Annotated in this window: 23 protein-coding genes; 15 read left to right on the top strand and 8 right to left on the bottom strand. The window is 37.6% G+C overall.

Annotation, left to right across the window (positions count from 1 at the left end; all coding sequences use genetic code 11):
* Positions 1-20: 20 nt before the first annotated feature.
* Entirely contained in the window at positions 21-536 is a 516-nt protein-coding gene (locus FUA25_RS08535; RefSeq protein ID WP_317130274.1) for a DUF6646 family protein, read from the top strand.
* 69 nt (positions 537-605) lie between these two features.
* Here the strand turns inward: FUA25_RS08535 and FUA25_RS08530 are convergent, their stop codons facing one another.
* From FUA25_RS08530 to FUA25_RS08520, 3 genes are all read right to left on the bottom strand, one after another.
* On the bottom strand, positions 606-1,982 hold the full coding sequence (locus FUA25_RS08530) for a tryptophanase (protein ID WP_147756497.1): 1,377 nt from the start codon (positions 1,980-1,982) through the stop codon (positions 606-608).
* Between the two features lie 70 nt (positions 1,983-2,052).
* Entirely contained in the window at positions 2,053-2,673 is a 621-nt protein-coding gene (locus tag FUA25_RS08525; RefSeq protein WP_147756947.1) for a DUF502 domain-containing protein, read from the bottom strand.
* A 61-nt stretch (positions 2,674-2,734) separates the two neighbouring features.
* Positions 2,735-3,313, bottom strand: a complete 579-nt coding sequence (locus FUA25_RS08520) for a tRNA-(ms[2]io[6]A)-hydroxylase (RefSeq protein ID WP_147756496.1) — start codon at positions 3,311-3,313, stop codon at positions 2,735-2,737.
* A gap of 168 nt (positions 3,314-3,481) precedes the next feature.
* On the opposite strand from FUA25_RS08520, the gene FUA25_RS08515 reads away from it, so the two are divergent.
* Entirely contained in the window at positions 3,482-3,724 is a 243-nt protein-coding gene (locus FUA25_RS08515) for a hypothetical protein (protein WP_147756495.1), read from the top strand.
* A 31-nt stretch (positions 3,725-3,755) separates the two neighbouring features.
* Here FUA25_RS08515 and FUA25_RS08510 read toward each other — a convergent pair whose 3' ends face one another.
* Both FUA25_RS08510 and FUA25_RS08505 read right to left on the bottom strand, forming a co-directional pair.
* On the bottom strand, positions 3,756-4,847 hold the full coding sequence (locus FUA25_RS08510; RefSeq protein WP_147756494.1) for an acyltransferase family protein: 1,092 nt from the start codon (positions 4,845-4,847) through the stop codon (positions 3,756-3,758).
* Positions 4,848-4,849: 2 nt separating this feature from the next.
* Complete coding sequence (locus tag FUA25_RS08505) at positions 4,850-5,392, bottom strand: hypothetical protein (RefSeq protein WP_147756493.1); 543 nt, start codon at positions 5,390-5,392, stop codon at positions 4,850-4,852.
* A gap of 172 nt (positions 5,393-5,564) precedes the next feature.
* On the opposite strand from FUA25_RS08505, the gene rplU reads away from it, so the two are divergent.
* Both rplU and rpmA read left to right on the top strand, forming a co-directional pair.
* Positions 5,565-5,990: a 50S ribosomal protein L21 gene (gene rplU, locus FUA25_RS08500; RefSeq protein WP_147756492.1), complete on the top strand. Its 426-nt coding sequence runs from the start codon at positions 5,565-5,567 to the stop codon at positions 5,988-5,990.
* 26 nt (positions 5,991-6,016) lie between these two features.
* Positions 6,017-6,274, top strand: a complete 258-nt coding sequence (rpmA, locus tag FUA25_RS08495) for a 50S ribosomal protein L27 (protein ID WP_133439210.1) — start codon at positions 6,017-6,019, stop codon at positions 6,272-6,274.
* An 81-nt stretch (positions 6,275-6,355) separates the two neighbouring features.
* On the opposite strand, the gene FUA25_RS08490 is transcribed toward rpmA, so the two are convergent.
* The gene (locus FUA25_RS08490) at positions 6,356-8,869 is read right to left on the bottom strand and encodes a DUF5686 family protein (protein WP_147756491.1); all 2,514 of its coding nucleotides are present in this window, start codon (positions 8,867-8,869) and stop codon (positions 6,356-6,358) included.
* A 349-nt stretch (positions 8,870-9,218) separates the two neighbouring features.
* Here FUA25_RS08490 and FUA25_RS08485 point away from each other — a divergent pair, with 349 nt between their 5' ends.
* From FUA25_RS08485 to FUA25_RS08445, 9 genes are all read left to right on the top strand, one after another.
* Positions 9,219-10,502, top strand: a complete 1,284-nt coding sequence (locus tag FUA25_RS08485) for a tyrosine-type recombinase/integrase (RefSeq protein ID WP_147756490.1) — start codon at positions 9,219-9,221, stop codon at positions 10,500-10,502.
* Between the two features lie 653 nt (positions 10,503-11,155).
* A complete protein-coding gene (locus FUA25_RS08480; RefSeq protein WP_147756489.1) occupies positions 11,156-11,422 on the top strand; it encodes a helix-turn-helix domain-containing protein in 267 nt (88 codons plus the stop codon).
* 112 nt (positions 11,423-11,534) lie between these two features.
* Positions 11,535-13,100: a phage/plasmid primase, P4 family gene (locus FUA25_RS08475; protein WP_147756488.1), complete on the top strand. Its 1,566-nt coding sequence runs from the start codon at positions 11,535-11,537 to the stop codon at positions 13,098-13,100.
* Positions 13,100-14,071, top strand: coding sequence for a bifunctional DNA primase/polymerase (locus tag FUA25_RS08470; protein ID WP_147756487.1), 972 nt, complete (start codon positions 13,100-13,102; stop codon positions 14,069-14,071). Before FUA25_RS08475 ends, FUA25_RS08470 begins: the two co-directional genes overlap by 1 nt.
* Before the next feature lie 2 nt (positions 14,072-14,073).
* Complete coding sequence (locus FUA25_RS08465; RefSeq protein WP_147756486.1) at positions 14,074-16,197, top strand: hypothetical protein; 2,124 nt, start codon at positions 14,074-14,076, stop codon at positions 16,195-16,197.
* A gap of 63 nt (positions 16,198-16,260) precedes the next feature.
* Positions 16,261-16,488, top strand: a complete 228-nt coding sequence (locus tag FUA25_RS08460) for a hypothetical protein (protein WP_147756485.1) — start codon at positions 16,261-16,263, stop codon at positions 16,486-16,488.
* Entirely contained in the window at positions 16,475-16,702 is a 228-nt protein-coding gene (locus tag FUA25_RS08455; RefSeq protein WP_147756484.1) for a hypothetical protein, read from the top strand. The genes FUA25_RS08460 and FUA25_RS08455 overlap by 14 nt, the downstream gene beginning before the upstream one ends.
* Positions 16,692-17,006 carry a DUF5681 domain-containing protein gene (locus tag FUA25_RS08450; protein ID WP_147756483.1) on the top strand — a complete coding sequence of 105 codons (315 nt, stop codon included), beginning with the start codon at positions 16,692-16,694 and terminating at the stop codon, positions 17,004-17,006. Before FUA25_RS08455 ends, FUA25_RS08450 begins: the two co-directional genes overlap by 11 nt.
* 3 nt (positions 17,007-17,009) lie before the next feature.
* Positions 17,010-17,642, top strand: coding sequence for a hypothetical protein (locus FUA25_RS08445; RefSeq protein WP_147756482.1), 633 nt, complete (start codon positions 17,010-17,012; stop codon positions 17,640-17,642).
* Between the two features lie 61 nt (positions 17,643-17,703).
* On the opposite strand, the gene FUA25_RS08440 is transcribed toward FUA25_RS08445, so the two are convergent.
* Together FUA25_RS08440 and FUA25_RS08435 are read right to left on the bottom strand one after the other, a co-directional pair.
* Positions 17,704-17,988, bottom strand: coding sequence for a hypothetical protein (locus FUA25_RS08440; RefSeq protein WP_147756481.1), 285 nt, complete (start codon positions 17,986-17,988; stop codon positions 17,704-17,706).
* A 6-nt stretch (positions 17,989-17,994) separates the two neighbouring features.
* Positions 17,995-18,243, bottom strand: coding sequence for a helix-turn-helix transcriptional regulator (locus FUA25_RS08435; protein ID WP_147756480.1), 249 nt, complete (start codon positions 18,241-18,243; stop codon positions 17,995-17,997).
* A 404-nt stretch (positions 18,244-18,647) separates the two neighbouring features.
* Here FUA25_RS08435 and FUA25_RS08425 point away from each other — a divergent pair, with 404 nt between their 5' ends.
* Both FUA25_RS08425 and FUA25_RS08420 read left to right on the top strand, forming a co-directional pair.
* Entirely contained in the window at positions 18,648-18,965 is a 318-nt protein-coding gene (locus FUA25_RS08425) for an SH3 beta-barrel fold-containing protein (protein WP_147756478.1), read from the top strand.
* A gap of 18 nt (positions 18,966-18,983) precedes the next feature.
* Positions 18,984-19,316: a hypothetical protein gene (locus FUA25_RS08420; RefSeq protein ID WP_147756477.1), complete on the top strand. Its 333-nt coding sequence runs from the start codon at positions 18,984-18,986 to the stop codon at positions 19,314-19,316.
* Positions 19,317-19,324 lie beyond the last annotated feature (8 nt).

Below are 19,324 nucleotides of genomic sequence, written 5' to 3'. Positions count from 1 at the left end.
AGATACTAATTAAGAAACAAATGATGAAAAAGACAGTAATACTTGCCGTGATGACGTTTTTCGGCGCTGTACAAGCGCAGACGGACGCTTTTATCGGAAGAGGAGATGGCAAAGTCCAGATCGGTGCCAACTTCCAGAAATGGGGAACAGGAATTCAGGCGTCTTTAGATCGCGGTTTGGGAGAGAGTTTTTCCTTCGGAGTGCAGGCAGGTTATGTGATGGGTTTTAAAGAATTCGATTATCTTGATAAACCGAAAATAGGAGACCGTTTTGATGTAAAAGTACGAGCTAACGCTCATTTGGGCGATGTGATAGGTCTGCCGCAAAATTTTGATATTTATCCGGGACTAGATTTGGGGCTGAAAAACTTTGGCGGCCATATCGGAGCGCGGCTTTTCTTTAATAAAGGGCTCGGAATATTTGCTGAAACGCAGTTTCCATTGGCGAGATATAATAAAGATGCTGCGGATTATGATTTTTTAAACAACCAGTTTAATGTCACCATTGGGGCTTCTTTTGACATCAGCAAAAAATAGACTTTAAAAATAAACAAAGAGCCATCGATTAAATGCGATGGCTCTTTTGTTTACCAAAAGTTTGATAATCTAAGCTTCCTCCAGTTTCACGGTAAAGTGTCTTAAAATTTCCGATTCCCAGGTGATTTTGTAGCCTTTTTCAATCTCGTCTCGACGGTCGAAAACATTTTTAACCGCAGCTGCAATATAATCCATGTGGTTGTTGGTATACGTTCTGCGTGGAATCGCCAAACGCACCAGTTCTAACTTCGGATACCGGTTTTCGCGGGTTTCAGGGTCTCTGTCGGCGAGCAATGTACCGATTTCAACGGTACGGATTCCGGCTTCTTTATAAATTTCGTTCGCCAAAGTCTGTGCAGGATACTCTTCGCGCGGAATATTCGGCAAGAACTTTAAGGAATCAATAAAAACAGCGTGTCCGCCGATTGGTTTCTGAACCGGAATGCCGAATTCAATAAGCTTATTTCCAAGATATTCCACCTGAGAAATCCGGCTTTCGAGGTATTCAAATTCAGTCGCTTCATCCAGACCGACAGCCAGAGCTGCCATATCTCTTCCTGCCATTCCGCCGTAGGTGATAAAACCTTCAAAAATAATGGTGAAATTGGATGCTGCTCTGAAAATATTTTCATCATTCAAAGCAATGAAACCTCCGATATTTACGAGTCCGTCTTTTTTAGAACTCATGGTCATCCCAACTCCATAGGAAAATACTTCTTTACAGATCTCCTTGATGCTCCTGTTTTCCTGGCCGGCTTCTCTTTTTTTGATGAAGTAAGCATTTTCGGCAAAACGGGCAGAATCAAAATAAATTGGGATTCCGTACCGGTCTGAAAGTTCTTTCACAGCTCTCATATTTTCGAGAGAAACAGGCTGTCCGCCAGAAGAGTTACACGTAATGGTGATTAAGCAGAATGGGATTTTTTCTTTCGGATGGGTTTTATAAACATTTTCGAGTTTTTCTAGATCGATATTTCCCTTGAAAGGATAAAGATTTTCAATATCAAAGGCTTCATCTACCGTACAGTCCAGCGCGTGTGCTTTTCTGATTTCGATATGTCCTTTTGTGGTGTCAAAATGCGAATTCCCCGGAATTACGTCGCCTTCTTTTACCAAAACTGAAAAAAGCACGTTTTCTGCGGCTCTTCCCTGATGGGTTGGAAGGAGATATTTATAACCGGTGATTTTCTGAACATTCGTATGAAGTGCATCGAAACTTCTGGATCCTGCGTAACTTTCGTCACCGGTCATTAAAGCACCCCATTGACGGTCGCTCATGGCGCCGGTTCCGGAATCGGTTAAAAGATCAATAAAAACCTGAGATGATTTTAAATTGAACAAATTGTAATCGGCATTTTTCAGCCACTCGGCTCTTTCTTCTGCATTCGACTGGTAAATAGGTTCTACCATTTTTATTCTGAACGGTTCTGCGTAAGGTAATTTCATTGCAAGTAATTAAAAATTAATAAATAAGGAAAGTAAAAACGGATGAATCTAGATTCATCAATCATTATCCTTATTCAGGTGCCTTAAAGACATTATCATCGCTGTGGAAGCCTGCAACTCCGCCGCTCACGGCAAATTTCATGGCCTGTGCAGCTCCGATATTTTCAAGGACTACAATATTGGTCGCCAAAACAAAAACCACCCAGCCGGAAACCGCATAAGAATGCGGCAGATATACCGAAACATAGTCCGGAAATCCAACAGAAGAAAGATCATTCTGTGTGAGGAATCCGATTCGCCAGACTTCCGGATTTTCGGCAGTTTTGATGAGAACTGGTTTGTTGAATTTCTTTTTATCGCCCACAAACGAGGTCATGACATCTTTAAGAGAGGTGTAAATGAATTTGATTCCGGGTGTATGTTCAAGAATATAGTCGAAACTGTCAACAATCACTCTTCCGATAATGAATTTGTTGCCTAAGAAACCGATCAAAGTTGTGCTGAACACCACAATCAGGAAAGTGATTCCGGGATAAAGATTTTCTGAAACAGAGGGAAGAATATTATCAATACTTGAAACAATATACCAGATGATCCAAACTGTTAAGGCAAAGGGACCGATAATCAGCAAGCCCTGGAAAAAGGATTTTGCCAAAGTATTAAGGATGTTGTCAACACGGGGCTTGTTCATATCTGGTTCAGATGAAGTCGTAAAATTACTCAATTTTTAAATATTCTTCATTATAAAGTCATCAACCATGTATGGATTCTTTTTTTCCGAAAGATTTAATGATTTCCGCTTCATATTCCAGCCATTCTTCCCAGCGATGATTTACTTTTTCCGGATCGCCAAGCTGCCTTGCAAACCCAATGAAAGTGGTGTAGTGATTGGCTTCGGAAATCATCAGTTCCTTGTAGAAAATTTTCAATTCTTCGTCCTGAATATTCTCAGTCAGCACTTTGAAGCGTTCACAGCTTCTGGCTTCAATCATCGCAGCAAGAAGCATTCGGTCTACAATATATTCATTTCGGGTTCCCTGAACGAGGAATTTAAAAAGCAGCCCAACGTAATCATCTTTTCGCTCTCTTCCGAATTCGTAGCCGCGTTTTTTGATGATTTCATGTACCAAATGAAAATGTTCGAGTTCTTCCTGAGCTATATTAATCAATTCTGTAATAATTTCCGGATATTCCGGAAGCATCGTAATGAGGCTTATTGCGTTTGTGGTGGCTTTCTGTTCGCACCAGGCATGATCGGTAAGAATTTCTTCCAGGTTCCCTTCCGCAATATTAGCCCAACGCGGGTCGGTAAGAAGTTTCAGTTTAAACATTGTTCTATAGAATTATTTTTATAAATTTATATTATTGGATTGATTATTTACAGAATTATATTTTGAATTTATATAATTCACATGCAAAAATATACATTGAAGATTTTGGCACGTCTATTGGAAATCCAAATTAACAAATTTTAAACTAACATTAAAAATTAATCAATTATGGAAACGAAAAATGTACTTTCAAGAAAACTGGAAAACTTTGCAGTATTAGTGTTTACACTGTTCTTCAGCTTTATCGCTTTTGCCCAGGAAACAACAACACCTGATGTGGATATTACTACAACTTCCACCACAACCTCTACCGAAGAATGGTTCGCAAATCCAATTTACTGGGTAATCGGAGCATTACTCTTAATCATCCTGATTGCTGTAGTTGCAAGAGGAAACAAAAGAACTGACTAATCTTTCTTCACCTATATTTAAACTGCTTCGGTTATACCGAAGCAGTTTTTTTTCGCAGAAACTCAAGGATTTTCCAGCCGACAGAATCGATAAATTTCAGCCCCTTAGCCAGCACAAAGGCCATCAAAATATTAATAAAATAGATGAGAATCATTAAGATCCACCAAGGCATTGTATCTTTGATTTCAACAACCAGAAAGTAAACGAGTGAAGAACTCATTCCCTGTGCAAAATAAAAGAAAATAGCATTTTTCCCAATGTAAGTAATGATGCTTTCTTTTGTAATTTTCAAACGGTTATAGAGCACAAAAAGAGTCAGCAGGGAAAAAGAAGACCAGAAAATGTAGAGCAGTTTCGGCGGGAATTTAGCTTTGTTCATCGTCATGAAAAATTCTTTGCCGTAATTCCAGAAAAGAAGCATGAAAATGACCGTTAATGCTCCATATAAAATGGGAATCCATTTTGTAGGAATTTTTTTACCTTTCAACTGATGGGCGGCAAGAAAAAGACCGAGGTAAAAGGCCACGTAACCGACCTGTCCACTCGGATAATAGTGAGGAAGTAAATTGAAAATCAGCGTAAGACCAAAACAGAGCGCGATAAACCAGTTGATGTGTTTCGGGAAAAACCTTAGGATCAGCACGCCGAAAACGGTCAGGATAAAATAAACCTTCAAATACCAGAAGCTTCCCATCACCACAGGGAAAGTGTCGGCATTGGTATATTGATGAAGATACCAGTTCCCGAGATTCTGCCACTGCGGAACATCAGAAATGCTTTGCGGCACATATTTCGTCCCGAAAGTGGAATAGAAATCCTTCATCCAGTCTAATCCGAACATGTTCAGACCGAAAACCTTGAAAAAATAATCAAGAAAGAAAAGAAAAGTCACGAAAATCATGAAGGTGATCTGCAGTTTCAGCAGGCGGTAAAGCGTTTTTTCGATATTTCCGCCGGATGTGATGCCGCTTAATGCGTAAAACAAAGGCACGTCGATGAGCAGAGACAGCACCCGCATTTCTGAAGGAACATAAAACTGTCCGGACCAGAATACGGTATGGATGAAAATAATGGCAAGGGTGGCGAAACCCTTTGCAAAATCAATATATAAATCTCTTTGCATGGTTAATTTTTTAATTCCTGGGACACTTTGGTAAGCTCACCATTAGTGAAGAAGAATAGATTTCCTTCCCATTTTGGTTTTTCTTTTCTTGCAATCCCACGAAGATCATTTTCAAACATGCGAGAATATCTCACTTCATAATTTGAGTTGTAAAATTCATTATCGATCGCAAAAAGAGTAGTGGTAAAAACCTCTGAACGCTGACCGATGGTTTGCTGAAGCTTGCCGTAGCCACTCATGACCAAATAAAGTTTGTAACCGTTTTCTCGCGCGAAAGTTTCGTAATTGGACATGGGAAGGCAATAGCTGGATGTGCAGCCATTGGAAAAAATATAAACAAGACTTTTAGGATGTTTTTTCAGTTCCTCTTTGAGCTGCAATCCGTTAATCTTGTAAACATGTAAGGTGTCGGTTTGTTTAAAATCTTTGAGAGAGGAAATCCTCAGTTTTTCGGATTCTGACAATTTGCCGTAATCATTGGAAAAACCATATACTGTACATGAAACCAAAGCCATACACATTAGCATATATACGAAATACTTCATAGAATTATTTTTTTTCAAATATAGAATAAAAAGGCGAGGAAGATTAATGAGTTATCTAGTTCTTAAAAGTTCAAAATAAACCATAATACTTAAATTTTTTTACATCATTGTGGATAACTCAGAATTATTTCTTATTTTTGCACCTCGAATTAACTAACAAAATTTATAAACAATGTTTGCAATTGTAGAAATAGCAGGGCTTCAATACAAAGTTGAGCAAGACCAGAAGTTGTTTGTAAACCGTTTGAAAGGAGATATAGGGGCGAAAATTTCGTTCGATAAAATTCTTCTTACTGTAAACGGTTCTACAACAATCGGCGCCCCAGCTGTAAGCGGTATCACTGTTGATGCTGAAATCATCAATCACCTGAAAGCTGATAAAGTAATTATCTTCAAAAAGAAAAGAAGAAAAGGTTACGAAAAGAAAAACGGTCACCGTCAGTCTTTAACTCAAATTCAAATCACTGGTATCACCGGATTTGATAACAAAAAAGAAGAGAAAAAGGCAGCACCGAAAGCCAAAAAAGAAACTGCAGCTGCTGAAGAAGCTCCTGTCGCTAAAACAACAACTAAATCTGACAGCGAAACCGCTGAATAATTTTAACCAAAAAACCTTAAAATAAAATGGCACACAAAAAAGGAGTTGGTAGTTCCAAAAACGGTAGAGAATCACATTCCAAAAGACTGGGTGTAAAGATTTTCGGAGGTCAGGAAGCTATTGCAGGAAACATCATCGTGAGACAGAGAGGTACAACGCACCACCCAGGTGAAAACGTGGGAATGGGTAAAGACCACACTTTGCACGCACTTGTTGCTGGAAAAGTAGTTTTCAGAAAGAAACAAAACAACAGATCATTCGTATCTATTGAACCGAACGCATAATAAAAGCGTTTATACAGATTAAATCCCCGATTCTTTTTGAGTCGGGGATTTTTATATTGTGTTGATGTTATCGATGAGGATCTAAAACGCCCACTGCAAACCTGCTTTGATGCCGAATTTCTTCACATCAGGGCGGTCGAGATAATTTCCGCGCCAGTTGAAATCGACCCGTAAGATCCGGAGATTACCAAAACCGATATTTTCGATACCGAAACCGTATTCATAATATATATGATCGCTTGGTGCCGTATATTGTTGGGCTCCGATGTTGATCTGTTTCGACGCGTCACTTAATGTTCCGTATGCACCGCGGAAGAAAGCGAGTTCACGGAATTTCAGTTTTTTGATCAAAGGAATAAACGACAGGATTTTTCCATTGAAGTGGTGTTCGTAATGCAGAGTGGAATAGGCATCGGCAACAAATTCATAATAGTTAAGCTGTGCAAAAGTATTCTGAGCCAAACTGTAAGACTGGTTTCCCGGAATGATGTTCTGCAGAGCCAGTGGAACGGTGTTGAAGTTTTTACCGACTTCAAAATTAATCAGCGATTTTCCCCAGCTTCCTACGATTACCGGTTGGTAATACATAAACTGAACCTTGTTATATCCGAAATCTGCGTTGAAGAGGCCTTCGATTCCTTTCGTATATTTCAGGACAAAAGTCGGCGCAAGGGTAGAATGCTCGTAACGGTCAACGCCGGTCTGCGAAAATTTCGCCCCAGGTCTTGCAATCAGGCTTAAGGTAAGATGCGAATCATTCACAGTCTTCCGTATTTCATCGTTATAATGGTACAAAAGGCTGAAATTGTCTGGATTGGCCGATTTTAAGCTCTGTAAAGTACCGTCCATCCGGATCTGGAAATTTTTCCACGGATCAATCGACGCAAAAATGTTGGTCTGACTCACCGAACTCAGCGACGCATTTTCTCCGCGCCCAAAAATAGAGGACGAAGCAAATGAACGCGACATAATCCCGTCGTCATTTGTGAGTTGCACGCCCAACTGCATAATATCTCTTCTGGTTCCGACGCCTAAAGTAAAACGGTTGATTTTATTGAACATGTATTTTGCTTCAACACCATATTTAAACTGGTTGTCGCGGAAACCGTAAGCGCCGTAACCCTGGATTCTCCAGATATCATTTTGTGAAAAATACGTTCGCGCTCCCAGACGAATCCGGTGTCCTTCCACTTCATTGTACCCGTAAATAGAATATAAACTTCCGATATCGATGGCCTTTCCAACATTATAATAACCAGATGCCAGTGTTTCGTATAATTTTACAATATTGTTGAATTTCGGAGTGTCTTCCAGCTTACCAAGCATTTCATAAATGCCCTTCTCGGTCGTACTTAAGGAATCGGTGCGCGAATTTTGCCAGAAATCATCACTTTTCACGAGGGTTTCAGGTTCCGGTTCCGGCAATTTAAAGACGGCTTCATCAATGGGTTTATTGAAGATATAATCGGAATAATCAACACTTCTTTTGGCAATCAGGCCTTTGGATTTTTTGCTTTTGCTGAAGGTTGAAAGTTCGATTTCGGTTTTAATTTTTTTCGGCAGGTAAGTGTTCTCGTCAGGATTGTCGTATTCGAGTTCCGTGAAAAGACCGTTCACATAATTGACATTGATTTTCTTGGTGGATCTTAAAGTCGCCTTTACGACCGCATATTTTTCTTTTGAAATATACAGGAAGCCCTGGAAAGCCAGAACATCGGTTCTTCTGGGCTCGTATTGGATTTTATACACCTCTTCCCCCCGAATAAACAGTGAGTCGGTCAGTGCATAGTCATACGTGCTGAAACCGTCTTTGGCAACCGGATTCGGGAACCCAATGTCGAAGAAATTCACAATAGGATCGTAAATATCGAAATTACGGTAAAGGTTTTTTGCAGTCAAGGTAACAATCTGATTGTCCTGGAAACCTGAAGTTTTCTGCGCAGTCAGAAGTCTTTTCTCTTTTTTCTCCGGCGTGTTTTTTCCGTAATTGTCATAGAGTGCCTCATTCAGGAAAACCGGAAGGGCTAAATTTCCATTCGCTGCAGAATCAGCATAATTGAAAATAAAATCCATGTTTTTGAAGAGTTTCTTCTTCATGAAAGTACTGTCGATATTGCTCAGATCAAATTCGATTTTCTCATATTCCTTGAACTGATAGGTGTCGAATTTTGCAAGTCCATTGTTGCGTTTTTTCGCCCATACTTTCTGCATAATGGCGTAAGCGGGATTTTCTTTCCGGTTTTTGTATTTTTTTCTGATCTGGCTGATGACTACGGCTTCAATGTTACCCACTTTTTCGGTTATAGGAGTCATCGACACCGCGAAGTTTACCGCTGTGCTGTCTACGCTCAACACCTCTTCTGAATAGCCTGTCTTTACAAATTTCAGCTTTTTTATCAAAGAGTCTAAAACAATTTTGAAATTTCCATCGGTTGTTTTAAGGAAGGGAGTTGTTGATTCATTCACATAAATTTCAACGCCTGTAATGGGTTTGCTGCTTTTTGCGTCCGTGATTTTTCCGTTCAACGTATGTTGTGCTGAAATAATGAGGGGAAACAGGAAAAATAAAATCCTGAAAAAGGGTTTAAGCTGCACGTTATATTTTTTGTAGACCAGTCTGTTTAATCAAAAACTGTGCTCATTATATGTTTTTAGGAGAAATTGAGGCATAAAAAAATCCCAAACATTGCTGTCTGGGATTTGCTCCTCTTCTTGGGCTCGAACCAAGGACCCTCTGATTAACAGTCAGAATATTTATGTTTTTGATAGTTTTATATAGTTTTCTAAAATTGTGTAAAACCTTATTTTTAAAGAGATTAATAATATATAGTTTTCAAATTTTATTATTGTTTATCAAATATTTGTATTAATTTTGTTGTTAAGTAATAAAGTAATCATATTTATATAGCTTGCAATTAAGTATTATTAATTAAAACACGAAGCAATGTTTGATCAGTTTACAATTAAGTATTATTTCAGAGAGACGGACCACCTAAGGAGGGCAGATGGCACATATCCTGCGCAATTGGCAGCATATGACAAAAACACGCAAAAACGCGCATATATCCTTGCTCCATTCTATTTCTCTAATAAGGAGGAATTTAATAGAACAGAACAGTGGCAGGAAGTTAAGAAAAACAAAAGTAAGGCGGATTGGATACATGAAGTTGAAATTAAACCCATCAAAGATAAGATGGAGGCCTATTTGAGAGATGCGGAAACTAAGGCGCGATCTCTTTCTATTTTCAATTTCTCCGAATTCAGGGAACTGATGAAAAGGCCAAAATTTGCAGTCGGCGATTCCCTTCAAAATCTTTATGATTTTAAAATAGCAAAGCTTAAAAGAGACGGCAAGGAAGGAACCGCTTCAAATTACGATTCCAGCATAAAATCAATTCAACAGTTTATTGACTTCAAAAGGATTAAAGGAAAAATAAGATTGCACCAAATCGATGCTGAATTTTTGAACCAATATGAAAGGTGGATGAAATCTAACGATAAGTCCGGAACTACGATAGGAATTTATTTAAGGCCCCTGCGAAGCATTTTTAATGATAATGCAGATAGCGCTATCTCTTATCCCTTCCATTCAAAATATAATAAAAACGGATATAAGATTCCTGGAAGTGAAAAAACCAATAAATCACTAGATAATGCCGATCTGAAAAAATTAATGGAAGTAATCCCGGAAAATGAAGATCAGGAAAAAGCGAAGGCATTTTGGTTTTTCTCATATGCCAGTAATGGAATGAATATCAAGGATGTTGCAAAGCTGAAATATAAGAATCTCTCGGAGGATACTTTTAAATTTATCCGATCGAAAACGGAAAATACAACCAAGGAAAAGGCACAGGTAATTGAAGTAGTCATCCTGGATCTGCATCGGGAAATTATTAAGAAGTATGGCAATAAAGCTAAAACCGGATATGTATTTCCTATCATTTCAGGAAGGCTATCCCCGGAAGACCAGCGCAGACATATCCAATCATTTACCAGATTTATTAATCAGCATATAAAAAAGATTGCACATAAAGCAGGTATCACTGCAGATATATCATCAAATTGGGCGCGCCATTCATTTGCAACCAAATTGATGAATGACAATGTATCAATTGAATTTATACGTCAGAGTTTAGGACATCAAAAAATAACCACCACTCAAAATTACCTTTCAAGTTTTGAAAGTAAAGAGAAAAAGAAAAATGCAGAATCTCTCTTTAATTTTTAAACCTTAGTTTTTTTAATCTTTTTTAAAATGTCACCATTTTCACCACTTTCACCACTATTTAATATCAAAAAAAACCAGAGACTTTCATTTAAGATTATCATTTCGTATTTTTGAATAAATGGCAAGGATTATTTTTCGATAAAAATTAATGAATAAAAGAAATCTAACCGATTGATAAACAGTTATTAACGATATTATTTAAAAAAGAAAAGTATTGAAAGAATACAGAAAATATCGATAAAAATTCCGCACAAAAAACGACGTGATTTTTATTTACTTACCTAATATCTTTGAAATATGAAAAGCGGTAGTTAGTTCCCTACAAAAAACGAGGGATATTTTTTTAAGAAGAGACCTTACTTTTGTATTGATAATTTTTAATAAAAAAAAGGGTACAAAAAACAACCCGAACTTTTGATACCTATCAATTATCTTTGAAATATAAAAGCAAAAGCATAAAACTGACAATAGAGTCATAAAATAAAAAAACCACCGGAAGGAGATCCCGATGGAATTTGTAAAAATAAAGGAACGCCAATTCCTTCAAGTGATTAAGATTTTAGCAATACAAAATCACTACAAATATACAAATTTCTCTAACTCTCCAAATGGTGGTTATATATAACATTATATAACATAATAATATACCTAAAATGGAGCACACTCAAGAACTGAGAGAAATTCTGCGCGACGAACTTGCGCAAATCCTTCCGACCCTATTACTGGAGCAGGGAAGTTACATTCAAAAACCAATGTCTGTGGAAGAAGCTTGCGCTTATCTCGGCATTGCAGAACAAACACTATATGGCCGCGTTTCTGCCGGCACAGTACCTTACCATAAACGGGGCAAGCTTTATTTCTTTAAAAATGAGTTAGAAGAGTTCGTAAAGGGAATCTGGAGACCTTCTATAAAAAAATAACCTTCGCAGAGAAAAGTTTGCGAAGGCTATAATATGTATTGTCCGATGTTACGACAAATATAGTTATAATTCCTTTATAATCAAACTACTATCTGCATAATTATTACAAATTATGCATACACAATCTAAACAAATCCTAAACGGCCTATCCAATATCGGCACAGAGGTGGGCGCAACCCGTTCGCATTCATTTGTACTGCCGGATATGCTTAAGGATATACCCAAAATTAACTTTCGTAAACGTTCTTTTAAAGAGGAGCCGGACCTGCAAACCAAAAAAAAGGAACTTGAAGCATTACTCTTAAATGAAGATGGCTCTTTCAATACTTCTGACGAGTTTAAGCCACAGCGCGATAAATTGAAAAAGATCACCGCAAAGCTTGAGAGAATGGTCCCTAAGAAAAATCATTATTTAATCGAGGTTAATGCGGTAATAATGGAGGTCGCCAAAGATAAGGGATGGAATATCTGTTCCCTGGACGATGGCCGAATTTACATTTACAATGGTAGTTACTGGAAACCGGTTACAGAGAAAGAAATGCAATCATTCCTGGGGAATGCGGCCGCGAAAATGGGGGTGGATAAATATACAGCTGAATACTACCAGTTTCAGGAGACGCTTTTAAAGCAATTCTACGTGAATACGTTCACTAAATTACCTGAACAAAATAAAGATCGCGTTTTAATAAATCTACTGAATGGGACTTTGGAGATTACAAAAAACGGTGCAAAATTACTTCCTTTCAGTGCGGATGATATGCAAATGTATCAGCTTGATTTTCCTTACGATCCCGGAGCTGATTGTCCTATATGGAAAACGAAGCTACTGAAGGAGGTTTTAGCAGAAAAAGAAAGTCAAATGGTTTTGGCGGAATTTATTGCGAGTGCCTTCTTGAAGAACGGAAATAGTTTTTTTAAACCGGAAAAAGCAATGATTCTATATGGAACCGGTGCCAACGGCAAGAGTGTGATTCATGAGGTTATTATGGCACTATTTGGCAGATCAAATGTTACTTCATATAGTTTGGAAAGCTTAACCGATAGCGTCGGTAATTCACGCGCCCAAATACAATATAAGTTACTCAATTATGCCAGCGAAATCAGCACTCGGTTTGACCCGGTGATTTTCAAAGGGCTTGCATCCGGGGAACCAGTGGAAGCAAAATTTCTCTACAAAGACAAATTTGATATCACTGATTATGCAAAATTGATGTTCAATTGCAATGATCTACCTATTGCAGAATTAACGAATGGATATTTTAGAAGGTGGATCGTGCTTCACTTTGACGTTACTATTCCAGAGGATAAGCAGAATAAAAATCTACATAACGACATTATTGTCAGTGAACTGCCTGGAGTGCTAAATTGGGTTATTGACGGACTATACCGGCTACTGGCAAATAAAGGATTTACAGAATCTCCAAAAGTCAAGGCAATGATTGACCGGTACAAGCTTGAAAGCGATTCGGTGCTATTATTCTTATCGGAAGAGGGATATCAGAAAACACTCGATGATCATATGCCAGTAATGGACTTGTATAAACTCTACTGTATTTTTTGCAACGATGGAAACTATCGGCCGGTAGCGCGTAAAAACTTCAAAAAGCGCCTCGAAGATGCCGGATTTACTATTAGTGAGAAGAATTATGGACAAAGCATTCAAATAACTAAGAAATAATGGAAGATTCAATCAAATTTGGTTTGGAATTACTGCAGCATCATTCTGTGATTCCTTTAAGAGACAACAAAATGCCGGCGATAAAAGAAGTGATTCCCTATCGCACATCCAAGATGGATCCTTTAATGCTCGCGGCCTATATTCAGAATAATTGTGCACTTGGTGTGATAACGGGATTCGGAGATTTGGAATGTATCGATGTAGATACTAAGGTGTTTTTTAAAGATGAGCAGCAGCAGTACAAAACTGTGAAGCAGCAGAAAACGGAATGCAAAAATTTTGAGAATGAGTACTTCCAAACTCTGCGTGACCATATTGAAGACTTCGATAAAAAGATTGCACTATACAAAACAATGAGCGGGGGTTTTCACCTTCTTTACAGAGCGAAGAATGTAGGCTCGGGAAAAAAGCTTGCGAAGTTGAAAGGTTACAAAGGCGCTGTAATTGAAACCCGCGGAACCGGAAATTACATAATGGTTTATAAAGAGAATCAATTATCGGTGCGATCTTATTTTAATATTACTTATATCACGAATGAGGAACGGGATATAATAATCCAAATTTCCCAAATGTATGATCATAAAGAGGAATACATATCAAGGCCTAAAAAGGCAATTTCATCAAGTAAAAGCAACGGATTCGATATTCCAGTTTGGGATGACTACAATCAAAGAACGAATATATGGGATATTATTAGTGATGACTTTCATATTCCGCATGGCGGCGTAAAGACTAAATACACCCTAATAAGAAGGAATGGCGCAACTTCTCCTTATTCCGGATACATCTATCATAATAGCGGAAATGTTTATTTATTTAGCACCGGGACGCGCTATCCAGCCGAAAAACTGATTACACCATTTCATGCATTGTCTTATAAAAAATTTGGCGGAGATCCACGACAGACTGCGCAGGCTCTATTCCGGATGGGATATGGCAAACGAATTATTAACCAACAAAAAATTATTTAACCATGGTTGAAATATACATAGGGGCAGCGCCCCAAAACAAGAGAAAATCTGATGTCGATGGTACTATGGAAATGATCCGGCAAGTAATGGACATTTTCGACATCTCAATTAGAGCAGTTGACTATTCAAAGACTTTTAAAATGCCAATGACAGCAAATAACAAAGAGATATTTGAGGGGTTGGGATTCACTGATTCTCAATTCCCTTATAAAAGGTCCTATGCCGATGTTTATGTAAGTGGTATTTTAATAATGAAGGATGCTTTCGTTCAGGTAAAAGAGTTTGAAGACCAATATTATTCGGTAAGTTTAATTTCTGAGAGCAAAGAGATTTGGAAGGTTGTGGAAAATAACACGCTTGCCGATCTGGATCTTGAAGATACAGCTTATCCTAAATCTGCGCTGCTCATAAAAGAACAATGGGAATTAGGATTAACACCTTCAGCCAAGTTCCTTTATTTACTGGCGGATTATGGTGGGAAAATTCCGAGTGCAAACACTGTGTTTGCTGATTATCTGGTTCCGAGTTACCGCCTTTCATACTTGGTAGATAAAATTAATACGAAGTATGATGTTAATGTGGTGCTTCCTTCATTTTTGGATGACACATTTATCACTTTTTCTGACGCTAACGAAATTGAAGAAACTAACGACAAAATTGTTTTTGAGCAAAATTATAGCATTCCGAAAAAAGTAAGTGAGATAACTTATACCATTGAGGAGGATGGAACATACGTTATTGAAGTTAATGGTGTTTTTGGTTCATTTGGCACGGTAAGCGGTATTACTATTTCGATAGGTAATTATTCATATTTTCAACCTGGTTCTGGGTTTTCTACTATAAATCATACCTCACCCGAAATTTATTTAAGATCGCATGATATTCTTAAAATAATTGGCTCAAATGATCAGGATGCTTTGATTGCGACGTTAAAAATCACCCGAAAAGCCATAGATGTTTCCGGAAACAAATCATTCCAGAACTATAAGATCACCGATTTTTTAAAGGAAATAATTTATCAGTCTGCATCCATTCCGATCAAGACTGGAAATACATACGATTTCATTACGCTGACTGAAATCATCGAAAACGAAGCGACTGACTGGTCCCGATTTTTCGACAGAAGTGGGCGAACTACTTTAATTATTGGAAAGTACGGGCAAAATAATTGGCTTCGGTATAAATATGCAGAACCCGAGGACTTTAATAAAGACGGCCTTATTCCAGTTCAAAATGTGAACCTTGACACCAACAAGGATATCATCAAAAGCACGCTCTACAACACCCCCGTGAACTCCATAGGCTTCATATTAGGCGGAACGGACCTACTATCACAACAGTATCATCTGTGGAAACGGACGGTGGAGCAAAAAGACGGTGTTTTTGTGGAACGATACCAAGCTCAGTCCGGGCGGATGTTTTTAATTACTGGAACCCAGGAAACAACAGCTTCGAATTTTGACATCATGGGAGGCTCCAATACTGTAAGTACAAATAAGGCGATCCTAGCGAATAATGAGGCTTATAATTTCCAAACGGTTGTCAATAACAGGTACAAGGAGTTTTCTAAGATCTTACGTAATGCCAAGATAATAGAAGCTGTCTTTAAAATTCCTCTTATCGAATTTGCAAACTTTGATTTTAAAAGGAGGATATATGTATCTCAACTGGAGGGCTACTTTATAATTAACCGGATCGTTTTTAAGTCCGGGGAATTGATGACAGCGGAACTTATCGAAGCAAATATATCACCTGAAACGATAACGCCGCCAGGTCCGATCGAAATGTCTATTGTTTTCCAGAGTAATTTATCAAAAAGGAAAATAATCGGAACAAATCAGGGAGACTTGATTACTGAAAACATTCTCATCATTAATACTGATCCAACCGGACAGACCTTCGAATTATTTATTGATGATGTTTCGTGGCCGTTCATTATTACCGGAAGCCAAATCACATTCGAGTACGAGGCAAACGTTGATTTATTATATGGCCAACATTTGATAAAAGTCTCAAACGGCACCGAAACGACTGATGAAATTCAATACCGAATAATTGAAAATATTACGCCGGTCGGCCCTGGACCATTTGACCCATACGACCAAAACAACGACTTCCAACCATAAAGAAACAAGATGATCCAAGATACAATATGCAAATTATTAAATCCAATAAATAACATAAACACAATGGAAACAAGAAAATCGAAAATCGAAAAGCTGATCAAGCTTGAAGTGAAATATTATTCCATGTATTCCGAAGGCGGTATGATGTACTTCAGAAACGAACAACAAATTTCTGAAGCCGAATTTCTGATGGCGGATCGATCAGGATCAAAAAAGGAAATGCCACTATTTTATGATGCCGATGTTAAGAAAAAATTTAACCTAAAAACTTTTAAAGATGCAAACAGTTAGAGAGAAACAGATTATAGATATTATGAAGAAACAGAAATTGTTAGATATGGATATTGAAAATGAATTATTTCTGCAGTCATTATCTGAAGATGCGAAAAATGAGATTTTCGAAATGTCATTGATTGGTGAAGTAATTTTTGACAGGCTTTCTGATGCTACCAAAAAGGAATTACAACCTGAAAACAACACGAAAACAACACGAAATGAGAAATAATGATGGCACTTATACCAAAGGTATTTCCGGCAATCCCAATGGCAGGCCTAAAGGGAGTAAAAACAAAAAAACGGAATCGATCCGGGAAACATTTATAGACTTTGTAGAAAAGAACCTAGACCGGCTGCAAGAAGACTTTGATTCGCTAGACGCAAAGGATCGGTTTAAATATCTATTCGAAATGACGAAGTTTTTCCTACCAAGTCTTAAGGCCGTAGAGTTTGGAAATATCCTGGATGAAATGTCTGAACAAGATTTCGAAACGCTTATCAATAAATTAAAAAATGAATATAAATTAAATTAAAAAATGATGGAAAAGTACAGTATTAAAAAAGAGTTAAACAGACAGTCTGAACTCATGTATGTAAATGAATTTCAATTGCGCCAGACAGAGGATCAGATTCGCGAAGCAGAAAAGGCACTAAATGAGTTTGTATCGAATGTTATTTCGGTGATTGGAAAGCTACCGGAAGAAAAGATCAAAGAACTTCAAAGCAATGCCATCTGTGTTATTCAGGACGAATTAAAAGTTAAATATCCGTTTCCTAATGCAGATGATCATTTTAATCTCAATGCACTCGGAATCAATCCGGAGCCGTTGTATGCGATGCACATGAGTTCAGCGGTAAAGTGGCAACCTTTCAAATTTGAATTTACTGATGGAAAGTTTATTGCGAGTAAAGAACAGATACAAATTGATGCATGCTACGTTTACGCAGATACGCCGGAAAAAAAGAAATTTTTTGCGATGGTCAATCAGATGATGGATTCCTTTAGAGAAATGAAGGATGCGCAGTTACTGCGGCATTACAACAAGTTTGATGAATTGTTTATCCCCAATCTATTTAAAGTAGATATGCAGGGTAATATCAGTTTATCTACAATCCGACTTCAGAACATAATGAATGATATTGGAAGAGGAATTACAATTAGCGTTTGATCATATTACGCTGGTTTATTTGGGCTGCCGGAAGATTCCAGCAGCCTTTTTTAGTACCTACTTAATCGCTGGACCTCTTCTTTTTGAGTAGCTCCACAATATTTTCTCTGTTTCCTTTGCCAATTCCTTTTATAGCAATAAAAACATATTTATCTAACTCCTCGTCACTCGTAGGTACGTTCTTAAGCTGAAGATGGAGTAATGTGGAAATGTCACTATCTATGAAAGGTCCATTGTTAGCAGTTTTTTTAATGTCTCTTATTATTTTCTGCTCCTCGGAACTAAAGTGTTTTTCCACAAATGTTTTTGAGTGAAAATTTTTGAACAGCAATTTAAAGTACTCCATATTAATTCATTTTTTTATTACTCCTGACCATTCATTCGTCATTGGATCATCAGAATGCATGTAGCCTTCCGGCGGCGTGAGTAGTTCCATAAAATGAAGACCCGTAGCGTCGGAAATTTTCTTCACGGTTTCGAGAGATCCAGCATGCAAGTTTTTATTTAACGTCTGATACTGTACCCCTAGCAGTTTAGCAACTTCTGAAAGTTTAAAGCCTTTGGCCTTTAACCTTTGTTTTATGTAATTGTAGTTAATCATATATGCAAATATATATAATTAAGATTATATGAAACAAATTTAAAAGTTTTTCCTCTAAAAATCAATGACTTGCGCTAAAACATGTAAAAATTATTACATTTTATTTGCATAACATGTAATTAGAAGTATATATTTGCATATCTAATTACAACAAACAAATATTAATTATGGAAACAATTAGCATTAAAAGAGCAGAAAAGATCGCCCGCAACATTAACGCAATGGATCTTAATTATCAGTATTGTGATGACTCAAGAACTTACCGATTTTGGTGCAATCTTAATTCCAAACTTAAAAAGATTCTTGCAGCCCTAAACGAAGATGACAAAAGCATGATTAAAAGTCTGTGCAACGAGCCAAAAGCAAAATATTTCAATTTAGTATAATCAATAAACCCCAATATTATGAAAACTTTCAGATCACAAGTATTTTTAAGAGCATACGAAATCATGAGCGGCACCGGTAAAGCGTTCGCAGTATGTTTATCCAAAGCTTGGCAATTATATCGGCTGTCTAAAGAAATGGCAACCAAAGAAGAGGTTTGTTTCACCTATGAAAAGAAAGATGGCACCTTACGAAAGGCCTACGGTACCTTAAAGAACGTCGCACAGTTTGTGAAGGGTAATGGAGTACAAACTCCAAAAGTCTTCAATTATTGGGACCTGGAGGCGGCCGCCTTCCGATCTTTCAAGGTCGAAAACTTCATTGCAGTAGTAAAATAATCTTTAATATGTAATATTATGCAATACCCTACCACAAACGCAAATACAGAAAATTTAACACAGCAGTTTTCCGAATCCAAAGTAAATCAAATTGAACTGCTGTTAAAAACGATAGACAGACTGAGCAAAACAATAGTAACAAACGTTGATAATTTGGAAGATCAAAGTCTCACGGATGACAGCCGCGAACTAGAGTATCACAAGGCAGCTATGGAAGAAATTAGGCTAATTAGTTTTGAAATAAACAATCTTGCAGAACTCACTGTAACTAACCTGCAGCCATTCTTTAATGTAGAAGGTGAAATCAGAGAACTTCAAAAGGGAAAACTCCTTCATTCAACTGCTGAATAAAGAAATCA

The sequence above is a fragment of the Chryseobacterium sp. genome (genome assembly GCF_008014695.1).
In the GTDB taxonomy this organism is placed as follows: Bacteria; Bacteroidota; Bacteroidia; order Flavobacteriales; family Weeksellaceae; genus Kaistella.
The sequence above is the reverse complement of the archived record's forward strand: the minus strand, read 5'-3'. Positions and strand labels throughout refer to the sequence as shown.

What these genes read in the sequence shown, in the direction of transcription:
- FUA25_RS08420 (WP_147756477.1), top strand. Translation starts at nt 18,984, where the DNA reads ATGCAATACCCTACCACAAACGCAAATACAGAAAATTTAACACAGCAG.
- FUA25_RS08465 (WP_147756486.1), top strand. Translation starts at nt 14,074, where the DNA reads ATGGTTGAAATATACATAGGGGCAGCGCCCCAAAACAAGAGAAAATCT.
- FUA25_RS08515 (WP_147756495.1), top strand. Translation starts at nt 3,482, where the DNA reads ATGGAAACGAAAAATGTACTTTCAAGAAAACTGGAAAACTTTGCAGTA.
- FUA25_RS08530 (WP_147756497.1), bottom strand. Translation starts at nt 1,982, where the DNA reads ATGAAATTACCTTACGCAGAACCGTTCAGAATAAAAATGGTAGAACCT.
- rplU (WP_147756492.1), top strand. Translation starts at nt 5,565, where the DNA reads ATGTTTGCAATTGTAGAAATAGCAGGGCTTCAATACAAAGTTGAGCAA.
- FUA25_RS08425 (WP_147756478.1), top strand. Translation starts at nt 18,648, where the DNA reads ATGAAAACTTTCAGATCACAAGTATTTTTAAGAGCATACGAAATCATG.
- FUA25_RS08440 (WP_147756481.1), bottom strand. Translation starts at nt 17,988, where the DNA reads ATGGAGTACTTTAAATTGCTGTTCAAAAATTTTCACTCAAAAACATTT.
- FUA25_RS08450 (WP_147756483.1), top strand. Translation starts at nt 16,692, where the DNA reads ATGAGAAATAATGATGGCACTTATACCAAAGGTATTTCCGGCAATCCC.
- FUA25_RS08460 (WP_147756485.1), top strand. Translation starts at nt 16,261, where the DNA reads ATGGAAACAAGAAAATCGAAAATCGAAAAGCTGATCAAGCTTGAAGTG.
- FUA25_RS08435 (WP_147756480.1), bottom strand. Translation starts at nt 18,243, where the DNA reads ATGATTAACTACAATTACATAAAACAAAGGTTAAAGGCCAAAGGCTTT.
- rpmA (WP_133439210.1), top strand. Translation starts at nt 6,017, where the DNA reads ATGGCACACAAAAAAGGAGTTGGTAGTTCCAAAAACGGTAGAGAATCA.
- FUA25_RS08445 (WP_147756482.1), top strand. Translation starts at nt 17,010, where the DNA reads ATGATGGAAAAGTACAGTATTAAAAAAGAGTTAAACAGACAGTCTGAA.
- FUA25_RS08520 (WP_147756496.1), bottom strand. Translation starts at nt 3,313, where the DNA reads ATGTTTAAACTGAAACTTCTTACCGACCCGCGTTGGGCTAATATTGCG.
- FUA25_RS08505 (WP_147756493.1), bottom strand. Translation starts at nt 5,392, where the DNA reads ATGAAGTATTTCGTATATATGCTAATGTGTATGGCTTTGGTTTCATGT.
- FUA25_RS08480 (WP_147756489.1), top strand. Translation starts at nt 11,156, where the DNA reads ATGGAGCACACTCAAGAACTGAGAGAAATTCTGCGCGACGAACTTGCG.
- FUA25_RS08525 (WP_147756947.1), bottom strand. Translation starts at nt 2,673, where the DNA reads ATGAACAAGCCCCGTGTTGACAACATCCTTAATACTTTGGCAAAATCC.
- FUA25_RS08535 (WP_317130274.1), top strand. Translation starts at nt 21, where the DNA reads ATGATGAAAAAGACAGTAATACTTGCCGTGATGACGTTTTTCGGCGCT.
- FUA25_RS08510 (WP_147756494.1), bottom strand. Translation starts at nt 4,847, where the DNA reads ATGCAAAGAGATTTATATATTGATTTTGCAAAGGGTTTCGCCACCCTT.
- FUA25_RS08485 (WP_147756490.1), top strand. Translation starts at nt 9,219, where the DNA reads ATGTTTGATCAGTTTACAATTAAGTATTATTTCAGAGAGACGGACCAC.
- FUA25_RS08470 (WP_147756487.1), top strand. Translation starts at nt 13,100, where the DNA reads ATGGAAGATTCAATCAAATTTGGTTTGGAATTACTGCAGCATCATTCT.
- FUA25_RS08475 (WP_147756488.1), top strand. Translation starts at nt 11,535, where the DNA reads ATGCATACACAATCTAAACAAATCCTAAACGGCCTATCCAATATCGGC.
- FUA25_RS08455 (WP_147756484.1), top strand. Translation starts at nt 16,475, where the DNA reads ATGCAAACAGTTAGAGAGAAACAGATTATAGATATTATGAAGAAACAG.